This is a genomic window from Dysgonomonas sp. GY617 (assembly GCF_015233815.1).
Taxonomy (GTDB): Bacteria; Bacteroidota; Bacteroidia; order Bacteroidales; family Dysgonomonadaceae; genus Dysgonomonas_A.
In genome coordinates, this window is the sequence record NZ_JADCLR010000003.1 from 94,703 (window position 1) to 111,681 (window position 16,979).

Annotated in this window: 6 protein-coding genes; all 6 read right to left on the reverse strand. The window is 37.7% G+C overall.

Translation table 11 applies throughout. The features are described 5' to 3' along the window. Window positions 1-69: 69 nt before the first annotated feature. Window positions 70-3,327 (reverse strand): glycoside hydrolase family 2 TIM barrel-domain containing protein, encoded by a 3,258-nt coding sequence (locus tag IR022_RS04655; RefSeq protein ID WP_194202804.1) that lies wholly within the window; start codon window positions 3,325-3,327, stop codon window positions 70-72. Between the two features lie 34 nt (window positions 3,328-3,361). Next, entirely contained in the window at window positions 3,362-7,813 is a 4,452-nt protein-coding gene (locus IR022_RS04660; RefSeq protein WP_194202805.1) for a malectin domain-containing carbohydrate-binding protein, read from the reverse strand. Between the two features lie 300 nt (window positions 7,814-8,113). Then, entirely contained in the window at window positions 8,114-10,792 is a 2,679-nt protein-coding gene (locus tag IR022_RS04665) for a glycoside hydrolase family 20 zincin-like fold domain-containing protein (protein WP_194202806.1), read from the reverse strand. Between the two features lie 93 nt (window positions 10,793-10,885). Continuing rightward, the gene (locus tag IR022_RS04670; protein WP_194202807.1) at window positions 10,886-12,913 is read right to left on the reverse strand and encodes a glycoside hydrolase family 127 protein; all 2,028 of its coding nucleotides are present in this window, start codon (window positions 12,911-12,913) and stop codon (window positions 10,886-10,888) included. Between the two features lie 4 nt (window positions 12,914-12,917). Beyond that, window positions 12,918-15,083 carry an alpha-rhamnosidase gene (locus tag IR022_RS04675; RefSeq protein WP_410492798.1) on the reverse strand — a complete coding sequence of 722 codons (2,166 nt, stop codon included), beginning with the start codon at window positions 15,081-15,083 and terminating at the stop codon, window positions 12,918-12,920. 15 nt (window positions 15,084-15,098) lie between these two features. Continuing rightward, the gene (locus IR022_RS04680) at window positions 15,099-16,934 is read right to left on the reverse strand and encodes a right-handed parallel beta-helix repeat-containing protein (RefSeq protein WP_194202809.1); all 1,836 of its coding nucleotides are present in this window, start codon (window positions 16,932-16,934) and stop codon (window positions 15,099-15,101) included. Window positions 16,935-16,979: the final 45 nt, after the last annotated feature.

Sequence of the window (16,979 nt, forward strand, 5' to 3'; positions counted from 1 at the left end):
TCTATTGTTATTAAGGTCTCAGACCTTTTTATTACTTTCGAAAGCATTTCATTAAATACTTTTATCTACTTAATTTAGAGGTTTAATAACGAAATTTAATTTGTACGTTTTTTTCTCGATGGCATATTTCTTTAATACACCCGGTCCACAACTACTGTTTCCTAAACCTAACATAATAGCATCAAGAGATAGTACTACTTCTTCTCTTGGTTTCAAAAGATAAGCATGAGTTGCAGCATCTAAATCTCCTGCTGTAAAATGTAATGCAGAGCCCGACATGGTTTCAGATAGGCGAGTTATGGAGATACCTTTTCCGTTTCTATCAGCTAGATTTATCCACTTTATCCCTTCCTTATTTCCTGTTTCTTGTGGATGAGGGTAGGGTATATATTGATCTGTAACAGTACTTGAATATATACCAATGGGGGTACTAGTCTTACGATCCGAATAATTTTCGAAAGGACCATGACCATACCATTTTATGTTTTCTAAATCAGAGTTTAAAGACATAACTACTCCTAATCGGGGTAATTCGGGTAAATCTCCTGATGGGGTAAATTTGTTGTTGACCTCTATACTTCCATCACCGCTTATTCTCCAAATACATTCATGCATAAACTTTCCATTTTTAGAAAAACTTTCGGCAATGGTTTTTATTTTGATGTATGAGCTGTTCTCTTCTATTATTTCAGCTGATTTTACTATTCGTTTTAAACTATCTAATCCTTGTTGTTTCCAGTCTTTTGCCAACCAATTACCAAAACCTTTATCGTTGTCAACAGGAGCACGGTATCCCTGAAAAATAGGAGCAGAAACAATCATTTCTTTTCCATTATATATAAGAGAAGATAAGTTTCCTTTTTGTAAATCAAATACAGTTGAGAATCTTTTTCCTTGAACTTCAATTCTATCAGCATATTTATCAATTTTAGAGATAGGTGTTTTATCTTTTAATACAGCTGCATCTTCTCTAATATTTAGATCAAATTGTTCAAAGCCTATTTCGAATCCTTTATCTGCCCAAAGAGTATTTTCTTTCAGGTGAAAACTTACCCGTAACCAATAGTCTGAATTCGGCTTAACTTTTATAGCTTGTATGGGGAGTTGTATATCTCGTTTCGCTCCTGCCGCAATATTTAGATTAGGGATAACTCCTTTTTGTATAGTGTCTCCTTCAGTAATTATCTGCCACCTCATTTCATATTCATTAAGATTTATGTGATGATTGCGATTTGTTATATAGAACGATGCTTTATTTTTATTTAAAACCAAAGGCTCAATAAGTATAGGTTGATATACTTTTTTTACTTCAAAGTATTTAGGCGTAGTTTCACGTTCTCCAAATACAATTCCGTTAAAGCAAAATGCTTTTAGGTTGGGTTTATCTCCGAAGTCTCCACCGTAAGCCATAAAGCGAATGCCGTTTTCGTCGGTTTTATATAACCCTTGGTCTACCCAGTCCCATATAAATCCGCCTAACATTCGTTTATTAGAATAGATCTCATCCCAATACTCTTTAAAATTGCCTAGGGCATTTCCCATCGCATGAGCGTATTCACTGGTAAGTACGGGGCGATTGTCAACAGTATCTTGTGCAATACTCAACAGTCTTTCCCAACGGGCATTTTCTGCACGTTCTTTGTCTTCTCCTTCTTTGATATTTGGATTGAGATATTCTTGCTGTACACGTGGATAAAAACGACTAATTACATCTACCGTTTTAGGGTCTGTGGGTGTACCTTGCGCTCCTTCATAATGAATAAATCGAGTAGGATCGAAGTCTTTCAGCCAAGCTGATATAGCGGCGAAATTAGGACCGTAACCAGCCTCATTACCCATCGACCAACATATTATTGAAGGATAATTTTTGTCTCTCTCAGCCATTCTAACAGCTCTATCCATAAATGCAGCATGCCAAGCAGGATCGTTTGCCAGTTGCCCTCTTAAGCCATGTTCTTCTATATCGGCTTCGTCCATTACATACATTCCGTATTCGTTGCAGAGCTCGTACCACTGTGTATTATTCGGATAATGAGATGTACGAACGGCATTTATATTAGCTTGCTTCATTAGAATAATATCCTGTTTCATCCTTTCGTAGCTAATGCTTCGACCTGTAGCGGGGTCGTGTTCGTGACGGTTTACTCCTCGTAAGCGAATAGGGTTCCCATTCACTAAAACTTGACCGTCTTTTATTTCTACACTACGAAAACCGACTTGAGTACGAACTGTTTCTACGACTTCGTTTTTATCATTTTTTAAACTAAGAACGAGTGTATATAAATTGGGTGTTTCGGCTGTCCACTTCAATGGATTAGACACATTCGCTTCCAACCAAGCAAATTTGGCAGGTCCACGCTGAGGTGCTCTATCATTCATTATTGCCGCTTTGTAATCCGCATTAAGTATGGGTAGGGCATCTTGTCTCAGAGCATCTATAAATACAGGCTTTTTTTGCGCATCATACAATTGCGCTTCGATGTTCCAACCTTCGAGTTTATTTCCTTTATACGATTTCAGTTCGGGTTTTATTTGCAGACTTGCATCTTTGTAGTCTTTGTCTAAAACAGTTCTTACCGCAAAATCGGAAATACGGACATCACTAGTCGAGTATAGAAACACTTCTCTGTGAATGCCGCTTGTTCGCCACATGTCTTGATCTTCTAGATAGCTTCCATCACACCAGCGATACACTTCTACTGCCAATTGATTCTTTCCTTTTTGAACGTAGTCTGTAATATCAAATTCGGCAGGTTCCATACTACCTTGGCTATATCCTACTTTTTCGCCGTTGATCCACACATAAAATGCACTTTGTACTCCTGCAAAATGAATGAATGTTCGACGCCCATTCCAGTTTTGAGGTAAGTCGAACGAATGCCTGTATGAACCTACGGGATTTCGTTCTTTAAACGCCGTGTAGTCGGCTTTAGGTTCGCCCATCACACGGGGAGGGTCTATTTTAAAGGGGTATCCTGCACTTACATAAATAGGTGTACCATATCCTTGCATCTCCCAATTGGAGGGAACAGAAATGGTTTTCCATTGACTATCATTGAAATTTGTTTGATAGAAGTTCAGAGGTCTTTTGTCGGGTGTATTTACCCAATGGAATTTCCAGTTTCCGTTAAGTAATACAAAATAAGGAGATTTTTCCCTATTGCCCGACAGTGCTTGTTGAGTATCGGCAAAGGGTACAAAATCAGCTCTTGCATCTTCTCTGTTTATCTCCAATATTGATAAATTTTCCCAATCGGGTTTATCGTATTGTGCGAAACCCGAAAATGCCGATGCTAGGAAAGTGGATATAATTAAAATTCTTTTCATCTTAAGTGAATTATAATAAAAAGGTCTGCAACCTTCACTGCATGTCTAAACCATCGAACCAAAGTCCGTTAAGATTATCTCCACTAATCACCACCCTGTAATGTCCTGCATTAATATAAGCTCCTGTAGTGGTACTTACCATACGCCATTTTTCGGGAGCAGATGGGAATTGGATGTTATCTTCACGCATCACTCTGTCATCCGAGGCCAATACTTGAATTTTAGCAATGATGGGTTCTTTAGTCACATTCATATACTTGAAACGAAGAGCATACACTCCAGCCAATCCGGGTGAAATAGTCCAAGTGATGCTATGTGCACCATTTTGTACTATTTTCATTCCGTCTTTTTTGCGGTGATTAACTTTTGCCCAGCCTTTTCCTTTGGTAATGGCTTCTTCTGCTTCGTAACTGATTTCTGGGCGAAGATTAGGTTCTTCTATCCAATTGATTTGAGGAATGGCTACAATATATTTGTTTCCGCTGATTATGATCGACTGATTTTTAGGATATGATTTCTTTACAAAACCTGTATCTTCTTTGATATAAATATCTGCATTGTCAGTCAAACTGAAACTGATTTCTTTAGAGTCTTTATTCGGAATTATATATTCTGCTCCATAGAATAACGGAGGAAGTGTTTTGAACTCTCTACCTGTATCAAGCCACGATTTTTGCGTACCTCCTTTTACATCAGTAACCAATTGAGGAGATTGTGGTGCAGCCTTAATATTGTTATTTGTTGAAGCAATGGCAATGGCTGAAAGGATAGCTTGCCCTGCCGTAGTATTCGGAAAGTATATTTCTAGAATACCATTTTTAGCAGATGCTTTTACAATCTTTTTAAGTAGTTTGTCGTGTCCTGCTTCTTTCCAAATATCCAGACTTTTCAGAACAGTATCTCCACTTATTGCCACGTCAAAGATGCGGTAGCCTTCACAGTCCATGCTTCTATCCGTTCCCCACCAAGGTTCGATAAAATACATTTCTACCAAATACTCTCCATCGGGTAGGGGAAATTGATATTTAAGTTTGTCTCGACCATAGCGGAAAGTTTGAAATAATTCCCAATTCTTAGTGCCTTCAATCGGGTCTTTAGTAACTCGTTGAGAAGCTAAAAAATTAGGAAGATTGCCAAATTGATCTGTCCACGAAAGAGAACCCCAATAGTTTCCGTCTTTTTTATGAACATCAGCAGCCCAGAGGTTTCCGTTTTCGTCTGTAAAATCACCTCCTCCGCAATTGACACGGTATATGTAATTATATCCCTTTTCGGGTAAAGTTGGATTGGTGACATTCTTATATAATTTGTCAAAATCGGGAGATTGAGGTAGGTTTTCCAGAACAATAAAATCTTCTGTAACAGCTTTTCCGTCAACATAGCCTACTGCATAAAGTACATTGTAACGAATGTCTACATTATCCCACTGAAAATGTGTGCCTATTCCGCCTCTGGTGCGTTTACCTAGCGAAATGGATTTTACATCGTTGAAAAGTTCTACTTCGTCGCAATTCGAATATACAATGATACTGTCTTTTTTGCCTGCTTCTGTCCATCGGTGATTCCAAGTATGAGAAACCAGATAGACCATTGGTTCTTCTTCTTTCGATACATAATTAGAACGGTACATGTAATATACATCCAAAGGTTCTTCCCATGGTGTGACTAAACCTTTATAATTGAAAGGTCCTATACGGTCTATATCCCGAAACCCTTCTTCGTTCTGTATTCTACCTGGGTTATCATGCGAACTGTATATCCACTGAAATTGTCCACAAACGCTGTCTTTGGCTTGTTCTGCTAAACGAATTTTCATTTCCAGGAGTTGAGTCATTCGATCTTCACTCCAGATTCCATCTTGCTTAAAGCCTCCTTCAGCATGTAATCCGATGCTTCTCCAAGCACCGTATTCACCGTTGAGTAGTTGCTCTTTTTTACTAAGCTCTTTGTCATATTTATAAGGATCGCCTCCATAAGTTCCCGACCAGTTTTGTACTACATTCCAATCCGTTCCCGAGCCTCCATTACAAGTAGTAACTAAACGTTGTGATGGTGAAGTAGGATCCATCTCACGGATAATATCAGTACATTCTTTGGCAAAATCTTCGGGTAGTGTGCTTTCGTTTTGCAATCCCCACAGAACAACTGATGGACACGAACGTCTTTCTTTTACCCATTCGCGAAGGTTGTTTTTGAAGTTCTCTCTGAATTCGGGAGTATCGTACCATACATGGGCGGATAACTGAGTCCAGAAAAGCATACCTGTTCTATCCCACATATTCTGATAGATAAGGTTGTGCGGTTGGTGAGCATCCCGAAAGGCATTAAATCCTGCTGCTTTCATCTGACTGATACGTGATAGTATCTGATCTTCACTGAAAGCATGGCTGTCTCCCAACATGTGTTCGTATTCGCAAACTCCATTTAGAAAAACAGGCTTACCATTCAAATAGAATCGCTGGTCACCATCTGTACGATAGATAGGCCACGAAACCCAACGAAAACCATAAGCGGTAGTCTCTTGGTCGATGGTTTTCCCGTCTTCTTTTATCATTGTAATCAGTTTGTAGAGATACGGATTTTCGGTATCCCACAAATGTGGATTTTCGATATCTTTACTCTTTTGACTGATAGTTTTTATTTCGTTGGGTTTTAAGATTACTTTATCGGTAATACGCTCTACCTGAATACCATCTTTGTTAACCAGTTTTTGAATTACCTCGAAAGTACGCTCTCTTGAACTATAATTTTTGACTTCTGTATTTACATTTAGCATAAATATCTTTTTACTATTACCAGTGGGTTCGTTATTCCATGCATGAACACCGAAAGGTTCTATTCTCACTTCATCTGTAACCACTAATGTTACAGGTCGGAAAATACCCATAGGTTGAGAACCTTCAGAGAAACCCCATTCTGACGAACAACCTCCGCATACCCAGGGCAAATCGGAGATCATAGATGGATGGTCTGCCTGCACCGCTAATGTATTAGGACGGTCGAAGTTGACAACGTCTGTTACATCTAAAGTGAATGTGGTACGACCACCTGCATGGTAACCCACTTTTTTACCATTTACAAATACAGTTGCATACGAGCCTACACCTTCAAAATATAAAAAGTATCTTTTATTTTCGCCTTGTTTTTCTATATTGAAATCTTTTCTGTACCAAGAATATCCGTGTTTATTTCCATGCTTCAGGCGTCGGATACCCTCGTATTTGTCCCAATTGTGAGGAACACTTACACGTTCCCATTGAGTATCGTTATAAAGCGGATTTTCAAATCCTTTGTGTGCATCTCTGTCTGTTTCGTTTACTATCGTTTTCCAACCTTCATTCAAAGAAAACTCTTTTCTGAAAGTTTCTTTGTCGGATTTTGGAAAACGAATAAGACTCTTACCTAAATCTTTAGATGTAGCTACGGCGATTGCCCGTTGATCATTCTCATTTACTCCACAATAGAAGTGATATACAGTTCCGTTCCATTTTACAACGTACGATTTATGAGCAAAAAGATTATCATATTTTTCAGATGGTATAATCAAATCTTCACCATCCCAATCGGTCCAGTTGACTAAATCATACGAGCAAGCAAATGTATTGAATGCTTTATAAGGACGGTCTTTACGGAAAGCACTGAAATAGAACATCACATATACATCGCCTATTTTTTGTATCACACCGTCGCCTGTAATGCCCTCTTCGTGGTTAACTATCGGATTGCCTTTGTAGCGTTTCCAGTTAACCATATCTTTTGACAGTGCAATACCTATGCGTTCAGCTTTTACATTATTGGCAGGATTGATACCGCCAGCATTGTAATACATAATGAAAGGATAGCCCAATGTCTTTTTCTTATCCCAAATAACAGACGATTTGTATTGTGTAATGTTTTCCCACCACCCTTTATTAGGGTCTAAAGGAGAGAGAACCGGTTTATCCAAGTATTTCCATTCGTGAGCTTTGGTTATATCACCATCAGTATAAGCAATACCTTCTTCTAGTCTTCCTTGTTCGTATCCTTGACCAATACCTCCAAAGTATGACAACCAATATTTATTATCGAATTTCTGAGCTTTATAACTTCCGCCCCATTCGTAATCTATGAGGGAAATATACCCTCCACGTTGATTCTCGTCCCATCTACCACTCCCAATCTGAGGGAAAGACATTATTCTACCTAGTGTTTTCCATTGCAAAAGATCGTCGCTTTCTGCTAACCATGTCTCATATCCGCGTCCGTCTTTGCCCGATTTTCCGTCATAAACTAGATATGACATATACCATTTTCCATTTTCTCGAAAAACGGTAGGGCAATCCATCTTATGTTTGTTATCGGAAGGAGCAAGTACAAGCCCATATTTAAACGGAGTTTTTACTTCTTCGTAAATTTTCTGCATTACATCTTTAGTTACTGTCTTTTGTGCAGACAGCAACGATATATAGGTAATGCATAACAGTATGGTAACGAATGTTTTTTTCATAATTATTAGTTTATTGACTTTTCTACACGAACGTTCTTTTTTACTGACGCACCTCTATCGAGGTTTGTCTTTCATTTTGCCTTGATACAAAACGAAACAAAAAATCAAGACTGTACCTTTTGCCTGACCCGATTCGTGCTCGAAAGCGAAAACAAAAAAATACTTTTAATGCTGATTTCTTTTTGTTTTTTGTGCTTTCTTTTCACATCGGGTGCCCCGTGCAACCGGTAAGGTCGTGAGCCTTACGGGCATAATCTTTAATTGTGCGTAGGTAATTCAACTACTTATTCGCATTATTTATCAATAGAATAACCAATCAATTTTACTTGAAGCATCTTCTCCTCCAAATCCTGCATTATGAGGTGTGATTTTCTGGTTAGCATCTATAAATCCGAGAATCATTAAAGCTCCTTTACCCAAATTCAACGTGTTTTTTCCTGCGGGGAAAGTATAAGAGTGAATATTGATAGAACCTCTTCCCGGAATGTCTAAAGCATTGGCTATCTTAACATCTCCTTGTCCATACTGATTAGCACTTGCATCTGTCTCTAAAGTAGGAGCTTTAGCATATTCTTTACGTTCGGTATTAAGATATCCAACTAAGATGCTAACAGGTTTCTGATTTTCGAAAGATAGGGTTGTTCCATGTTCTGCTTGTTTATCCTGACTAAAGCGAATTGCCTTCATATTCTTCAATTCAGGAGAGAAATCTCCGATCACAAAATCTTTATCAGAGAATACTTTTTCTCCTTTTTTAATAAGGTAAGAGACTCCTTCTTTATTGTCTATTTTAACCTCAACAGGTTTTAGTACATCAAAAGTTTGATTATCTGAATTTCCATTCTTTTTAATAAACTCAACATTTTTCTTGAAGTTTGCCAATTCTGCTTGGTAGTGAGGCAGAAGTTCTTCCCACGTTTTATTTTTTGCATCATCGCCTCCAATCGGAATACGGCGTTGAGCTGTTTGCATGCTATTTGCATATAGATAGGCATCTTTGGTCAGATTTACCAATTGTTGATAATATTCCAAACTTTTTTCGATATGAGGAATTGCATTCTCTAAGTCGGCAATTTTATTAGAATGTGTATATTGAAGTATTAGCATAGCAGCTTTTACTTTTTCTGAGAAGAAGTTAGCAAATGCTTGATAGCAATACATATCGTTTTTCAGACGGTTAAACTCGTCTTTGTTTTTGTTTACTTTAGGTGTAGCTTTGTCTATGGCAGCAACAGCAGCATTACCATGCGCAACAGCTTCAGAAATCAACTGAGGAGGAGTTTCACCTACATGAGGTTGTTTGTTCCATTCTTTGTTCATGTAATCAATTAGCATTTCGCCTTCGGGTCCGCAAGACTCATGAAATCCAGGATATACTTTCCATTTGGCTGGATTCACTAATTGGCTTAAGAACATACCCAATAGGAGGGTTTGTCTGTTTCCTTCTGTAATTCCGAATTTGCGAAGCAGTTTAGGTGCTATTTCTCCCGATTGTTCGTAAGCTTCGAGTATGTTTTTGCCTCCTTCACCACAACCATACATATTGTCTAGTTGTTTTGTCCAGTATTTTATTTCATCATTTCTGTCTCTGTTTACATTCCAAGCATAGCGTCCCCAAGCTTGATACCAAATCCAATCTCGTTCCATTTCTTTTAAACGAGGTTCAGTTTTATCGGCAGTATAAGGCCAGTCCCAATACGATGCTTGTGGATATAGGTGAAGGGCATTGGCTCCATGTACTTTATGCATAGCTTGTACACATTTTTGGATAAAATCGGGAGATCCATAACGGAAAGGCTCAAGATTAGCTAGAATATGAACATTTGAGATATGTACTGAACCCAAGCTACTAAGATCGGTATGAATCTTAGACCACGAACCTCGAGGTTCGTAAGTGGTTAACGATTCTCCATTGTATTTGTGCATAGTATACAAGTTCTTATAAAGGGGTAGGGAAGCATCCATCACCATTTTGGCATCAGTATCATGTGCTCTTACAACTATTGGAGGTTGTATTGTAGTATTTAATTTAGCTAACCCATCTTGTACTCCCGGAATAATCGTTTTAGTGAACCATTCTACATCATCTTCATAAGTATCCATTGCTTCTCCCAAACAAACCAAAAGTCCAACATTGGGATATTTCTCAATAAATGCAGCTACTGATTTTCGAGTATAATCTGAAATAAGTGGCGTAATAGGGCGGCTTCTATCCTGTGTTTTTATTCCATAATGTTCGGCAAAAGGTTTAGATACGAATATATTGTAAAACATCTGTATAACCCAAATACCGCGTTTGTCGGCTTCTTCGGTAAGAAATGCAAACATATCTTCATTCTTTTTGAATGTTTCGTCATCTACCTCTACTGCAAATGGATAATCTTCCAGTTTTACCAACGAAGCAAAAGGATGCCCGTTCCATAAGTATAAAGAGTTCATTTTATTTTCGACTAACATATCCAGATATTCAATCCACAATGCTTTATCATAAAACCAAGGGAACGTTTCAGGGGTATATGGGTATTCATATACATTTCTGTCAGGTAGATAGTATGGTTTTTGAATACCTACACAAGCTCCACGCAAAACCATTTCGGGCTGATCAGTAATGTTGAAATTTGCAGGTAGTTTCTTTTCCTCTTTAATTTGTTTTACCAATTCTATACAACCATATAATGTGCCTGAAGCGTCATTTCCTTTGATTGAAATCGATCCGTTTTCGGATGCTATTGTATATCCTTCCTTTGCCAAAGAATCGGTTTTATTCTCACTTATAGTAATAACTAGTACGTCGTTATTCTCGTTTACAGTTTTTATTGAAACTGTATATTTAGCTTCTTCAAGAGCTGATTTTAATCTCTCAACACCAAAGGTTACACGAGTTGATGGATTGTCTTCGACTATGATTGTTACTTTTTCCGTTGAGCACGAAATAAATAAAATCATAGAAAAAATAGCTAATAATAATTTATGCTTCATAATTTATAGATTTTGGATCAAGGTTGCAGACCCATTTGTTATTATTTCTTCTTATAGAGGCAGATTTATGTATCTCCCTTATATTGATAGATTTTATCTTTTTAGATTCATCCAAACAGTCATATCCGATTTACCTCTGTTACCCCAAGCGTAGTAGGGGATTAATTTTACTGAACTAAGCTTATTTACAGGTGATACTTCACGATATAGAGTGTTATCCCAATTACTATTTTCAATATATGCTTGTCCTTCTAAAGCCATGAATTTGCTATTATCGATATTCATTGTGATAGGGGTAAATTTAGTATCAGAAGGAATAACTACTTGAAATATATCTTGCTTAGGCAGATCGTTACTTTCAAGACAGTAAACTACTGGTCCCTTTTTTACTGCTATCTGATTACGTGTTTCTTCTACCAAAGGATTTGTTTCTATCAATTTGGCTTCCATTGGGAGATTTAGTTCTACTTTGTCGCCGTTTTTCCATGTTCTTGTTATTTGAGCATAGGAACCCGATTCCAAATTGACTTCTTGCTTTTTGCCATTAACGGAGATTGTTGCTCCTTTACACCATCCGGGAATACGCATCGAAAGTGTAAACGATTTCTCAGGTGCTTTATCAATGGTTAATGATATTTGTCCATCCCATGGATAATCAGTTGCTTGAGTCACTTGAATATTATCACCGTTTTTAAGATTGGTTTTTAATTGACTTCCTCCATAAAGGTTTACATATAAGCCATCCTCTGAAAGATTATAGACATAATTTTGAACTTCTGATATAGTTCTCACTGTATTTGGAGGGCAGCAATTGGATAAGGCTATATAAGGAATCCTACCTCCTGACCAACGCATGGTATACGGAAACTTATCGGAAACAGCCAAAGGATTTGTATAGCAAAAGTCAAGACCATTAAGACTAACACCCGATAAAATACTATTGTAAAGAGTCAACTCAACTATATCGGCATATTTGGCTTCTCCTGTGAGTTGAAGCATCCGCCAGTTCCAAAGCAGGTTACCTATATTAGCACAAGTTTCGTTATGTGCGGTCATATTGGGTAGTTGATAGTCTCGACCATAAGATTGATGTGTTTTCTGAACCTCCAATGGATCATATGATGTTCCGTTAGGAGATACTCCATCATAAAGAGCACCACAAGCTCCTGTTATATACATTTTGGTATTCACCAGATTGTCCCATATAAGGTTCAATGGACGAATCAAAGATGTGTCTCCCGTTTCGGCATACACATCGGCTACACCTGCATACAAGTAGTTTGCACGTACAGCATGCCCCATTGCCTTGGTTTGTTGACGGAAAGGAACTCTATCTTGATTATCATCTGTTCCATCTTCCATCAATCCTCTGATGTCGATAAGGCTTTTCGATAATTCCAAGTATTTAGGATCACGGGTAGTTCGGTACATCTCTACCACTCCCATATAATGTGAAGGGCAAATGGCGTTTCGGGCTAGTTCGGGTGATGCTGTTTTATAGAAATTATAGAGATAATCGGTTGCTTTTACAGCTACATCCAATAAAGTGCGTTTTCCGGTAACCCGATAATGTAAACAAGCCATAGTCATTAGATGTCCCATGTTGTAAGTCTCGAAGTTTAACCGATCGTCAAATGCTTTTGCTTTTTGACCGTTTTTACGTTCTTCAATCATTACAGGTGTGTGGATATATCCGTCTTCACGTTGTGATTTAGTAATAACGGGAATAATTTCATCCATTAATACCATCAGGTTTTTATCTCCAGTAGTGGCATATAAACTTACCAGACTCTCGAATGCTTTATAGAAATCTCCATCATGAAATGGAGGACCAACATGAGAACCTGTATCAATTCGAGCTGCTATCTCGAAATTTTTAAATGAATGACTGATACTTTCATCCATATATGTTTTCATCAAACCGGGAGACATAGATTGTTTGCAGACTTCAAAGCGATCTGCCCAAAATCCGTTTGTCCAATGAACATCGCTCATACCTACACCCGAAAGTTTGGCATATGGGCTTTGAGATGTATTTACCAGACTTTTATTTTGAGCAGGTAGAGTAAAAGTCCCACTCAAAAACAATGCTGATAAAAATATATAACTTAACTTTTTCATTCTTTTACAATGGCTTATATGTTATTACGTATTCTTTTCCTTTAAGTATTTCGACTTCATAAATATTGCCGCCTTTAGAATTTATAGTGGCATCTTTAGAGGCTGGTTTTGATTTACTTTTGACAGTTAATGTTCCTGTTCCTGTATCCGATTTTACTTTGATCTGTTTGGTGTCACAATAGACGTAAATATCCCCGTTAGGAGTTGGTACTTTTCCTTCGATCCATTTCAAATCAGCCAGATTTGGTTCAATCGTATATGTTTCGTATCCGGGAGAGGCAGGTTTTACTCCTAAATAATATTTACCGAATAAGTATATAGGGCTTGCTCCCCATGCATGACACAGGCTTTTACCAAAGGGACGACCATACATCGCAAGATGTTCTGCTCCTTTTTCGTTTGGATTGTATTTTTCCCAGAAAGAGGTAGCTCCCTCATTGAGCATTCCACCCCAATAATCACGAATTTCTTTTAGTACATAATTTTGTTCACCAAGTATACAGAGTGCTTCCAATTCATAAAAACGCATATAAGGAGTGGTGATTTTTAGCGCATCGGAATTCAACAATACATTGTATTTTACCGCATTTGTTTTATCCTGATCTAAGTAGTCAAAAAGAACTGCAAACATATTAGTATAAGGGGTTACTTGCTCGCTTTGCACACCATTCTCACGATTATGTATAAATGCATTTTCTTTTCCTGACCAGAAAGCTGTGAACAGTTTTGATTTCAAATCATTAGCCAGTAAGGTATATTTATTACTGTCTTCAGTATTATCTACAAGTTTAGCACAAAGAGCCATCGTTTCGAGGCTTTTACAGAAAAGTAATTGCTCGAAACTTACTTCTCCTGTTTTACTCATCTTGAAATCTGCCCAATCGAGAAATACCCAATCGCCCGAAAGACCTTCCATCATTCCATTCGAATTGGTGCGTGACAGACAGTATTGCATTAAAGATTGCATTCGAGGATAAAATTGTTCTATAAAAGTTTTATCACCTGTATATTGGTAGTAATCGTATACACCCATAAACCAATAGAATGTATAATCCATAATGGTATTCACATGGCTTGTCACAGGATCTTTTCCTCTCAGATTAAGCATGGTTCTGGTGACAGAAGGCGAATCGAAGAACAGGTAATAATTCATCAAATAGCTTTGATAAGCATCGCCCGACCACACCCATCTGTCACGCTTGATTCCATCAATAAAAAACTCACGAGAAGTAAGATGCATTGTATAGGCTGAAATATCCCAAATCTGATTCAATAGAGCATCATTACATCTGAAACTACCTCTGTAATCTAAAGGCAGATATTCGTATAACATAGATACCGAATCATACGAAAGGCTATTGTCTTTTTCAATATAGATATAGCGGAACGCTTTTGAATCGCTAATAGTTAAATCTTTAGCATTGTTGTAGTCAATAGGTAAACGATCTAGTGTTTCACAAGAGACTGTTGATAGTGATTCTTCGGGCGATTCTCCATAATAAATATTTAGATTCCCTTTTCCTTTCAGATTATGGAACTTTACAAAACCGAAAGTTTCTTTTCCGAAGTCGATAAGTGTACCGTTTCCTTTTTGCTCTGATTTTACGGCTGACATAGGCTCTGTAGCCAATTTAAATTTAGATGGTGTATTTTCGGGGGAATCGAAATTCCATGAAGAAGCATTCAGATACACAGTTCCCGAAGAAGTATCTGATGCTTTACCCGATTCGTCAATCCATTCTTTATCTTCGAAAGTAACCAACCATGTGTTATCCGACTGCACGGTTTTTCCTTTCACATAAATAGCAGGAACAGTTGCCTGATTATGTACTTTTATATTTAAGCTATGCTTTCCTGCAGGAATTGTAACAGTGGTAGGGTAGCCCGAGATCATTTTTCCGTCCAACTTTACATTGTAGCGACCTTCTGCATAAATCTGTACTTCTTCAGGTTGAGTCAGGTCTAATTTCTTGGAAAATTCCACTAATACATAATGACTATCCATTTTCCAGAATGGAGGAAAGAAAGTTCCTCTTTCGGTTCTTCTGTTTTGCATTTCATTACCCAACCATATTTCGAAATCTCCTGGATAATATATCCAAGTAGCTTTTTGTGCATTGATCGATTGTATCGAAAAAGCAATTATAAAAAGGAATAATATGTGTTTTATATATAGTTTCATAAGTTATCGGTTTAATAGATGTTTGTATTTTGCCTGTAATCCTGCTCTTTGCTTGATAGAATCTCCTACCATTGGCCCGTTGTTTTCCCAAGTATTACCGGGACCATTGGCATTTTGCAAGAACTTTTCTGAAGGCGTCCAATTGTCTTTTACAGTAATGAAAGATGAGCCTTCGTCTGTATATAAATAGAACCAATGGTTGGGGTCATGTACATAAGAGGGTACATAAATACTATCTACAACATTCTCGCTAATAGTCGATTTAGATTGTACCGATAAGGTGTAAATACCTGCCACATCATACATGTGTTTACCATAGTGATGGATATAATTAGCATGAACTAGATTGTTTCTCATACTATTTACGGTTTTTGTCCAACCCCATCCGAGATTGATTCCCGAATACGAGACCTCACTGATTTCGTTGTGTTCGATATTAATATCACGTACAAAGCCCGCTGCTATACCTAAACAACCCCAGTCTTCGTTGGTGACATCAGTAATCAGGTTATTAGCTATGCGTTGATGAGAACATAGTAGCCTTTCGTCTTTGGGGTCGTAAGGTAGATGTGTTTCGAAAGCTTCTTCTGCAAATTCGCCTATCTGCATACCATTTCCAGCTATATCTCTGAATAGGCAACCTTCGATTGTTGAATATTTAGAACCCGGAAGAATATCTACTCCGCAAGAACCAAGCTGTTCAAATCGGCAGTTTTCGACTCCTATATATTGTGTATTTTTTATTTGAAGTGCAGCAGGAGGACGACCGATCCACCCTTGATTTTCGATTCCTTTATTGAAATTACCAGGAACTCCCGGAGGACGTAATTTATAGGCATCCACTAAATACATACCCGCTTGTAACGGAACATGTCCTTTTTCGGATGGTCTTGTCCATGTTGTATTTTTGAAAGAGAGTCCTTTTATATAAATGTGCTGAACAGGTTTTTCCAATGTTCCACAGATGTTGATTAGCGTTTCCACAGCAGGAATAACAGCCTGTATTCTGCTCATATCTTCACCTTTTTTCGGAATATAATATATCTTATTTTTGGCTCTGTCATGATACCATTCTCCCGGCTCATCAAGCAATTCGATAGCATTAGTCAGGTAAAAAGCAGAATTGAATTCCTCCTTTATCATTGGTTGTGGCCATGGGTGTTCAAATTGGATTCTAGCTTCGGGATTATGAAACTTTATCCCTGCCGAATCACCCTGTATCGTGATTGATTTAACACGTAGATTTGCAATTGCCCACATTTGATGGATAACCAATTCTAGGTTTTCAGACTTCACTACATTTTTTACGGCAGAAGCAGGAACCCAAAGAATTTCATTTATTTTATCGTTGCTTCGGATTCTGTCCATTTTCTCAAAATCGGAGACATTACGTGCTCTTGTGGCTTTTTTGCCATTAATCCAAAGCTGTCTGAATAGGAGAGGGTTTCCATTAAATGACGGAACATTCGCAGTCCAATACTTACCTTCTTTTTTCCAATTGATTATATTGATTCCTCCACTTAATACAGGTTCTTCTCCTTCAAGAGCTTGTATAATAGTAGGGCTTTGTTCTGTTCCCGAATCCTCAGAACGAACGAAAACAGGTTCGTACAATGAATAAGTACCTCCTGACATCCAAATATAAAGAGGCTCATTATTCTTGATCTTACCCAGTCGACGCATGTTTCGAGCTTCCCTTAAGGCATTGCTTAAAGTTGCTTTAGGTGCAGATTTAGTTCCCTCATTGCTGTCTTTTCCATTAGAGTTTACATAGATGTCTGCTCCAAAAGATTGGATTGAAATGAAAGTGAAAAATAAAAAACTAATATATTTAATCATGGTATAAAACTTAACATTCTATATTGTTGTAGGGGCAGACCTATA

Excerpts from the sequence above, each read along its gene's own strand:
- IR022_RS04655 (WP_194202804.1), bottom strand. The coding sequence starts at position 3,327 with ATGAAAAGAATTTTAATTATATCCACTTTCCTAGCATCGGCATTTTCG.
- IR022_RS04660 (WP_194202805.1), bottom strand. The coding sequence starts at position 7,813 with ATGAAAAAAACATTCGTTACCATACTGTTATGCATTACCTATATATCG.
- IR022_RS04665 (WP_194202806.1), bottom strand. The coding sequence starts at position 10,792 with ATGAAGCATAAATTATTATTAGCTATTTTTTCTATGATTTTATTTATT.
- IR022_RS04670 (WP_194202807.1), bottom strand. The coding sequence starts at position 12,913 with ATGAAAAAGTTAAGTTATATATTTTTATCAGCATTGTTTTTGAGTGGG.
- IR022_RS04680 (WP_194202809.1), bottom strand. The coding sequence starts at position 16,934 with ATGATTAAATATATTAGTTTTTTATTTTTCACTTTCATTTCAATCCAA.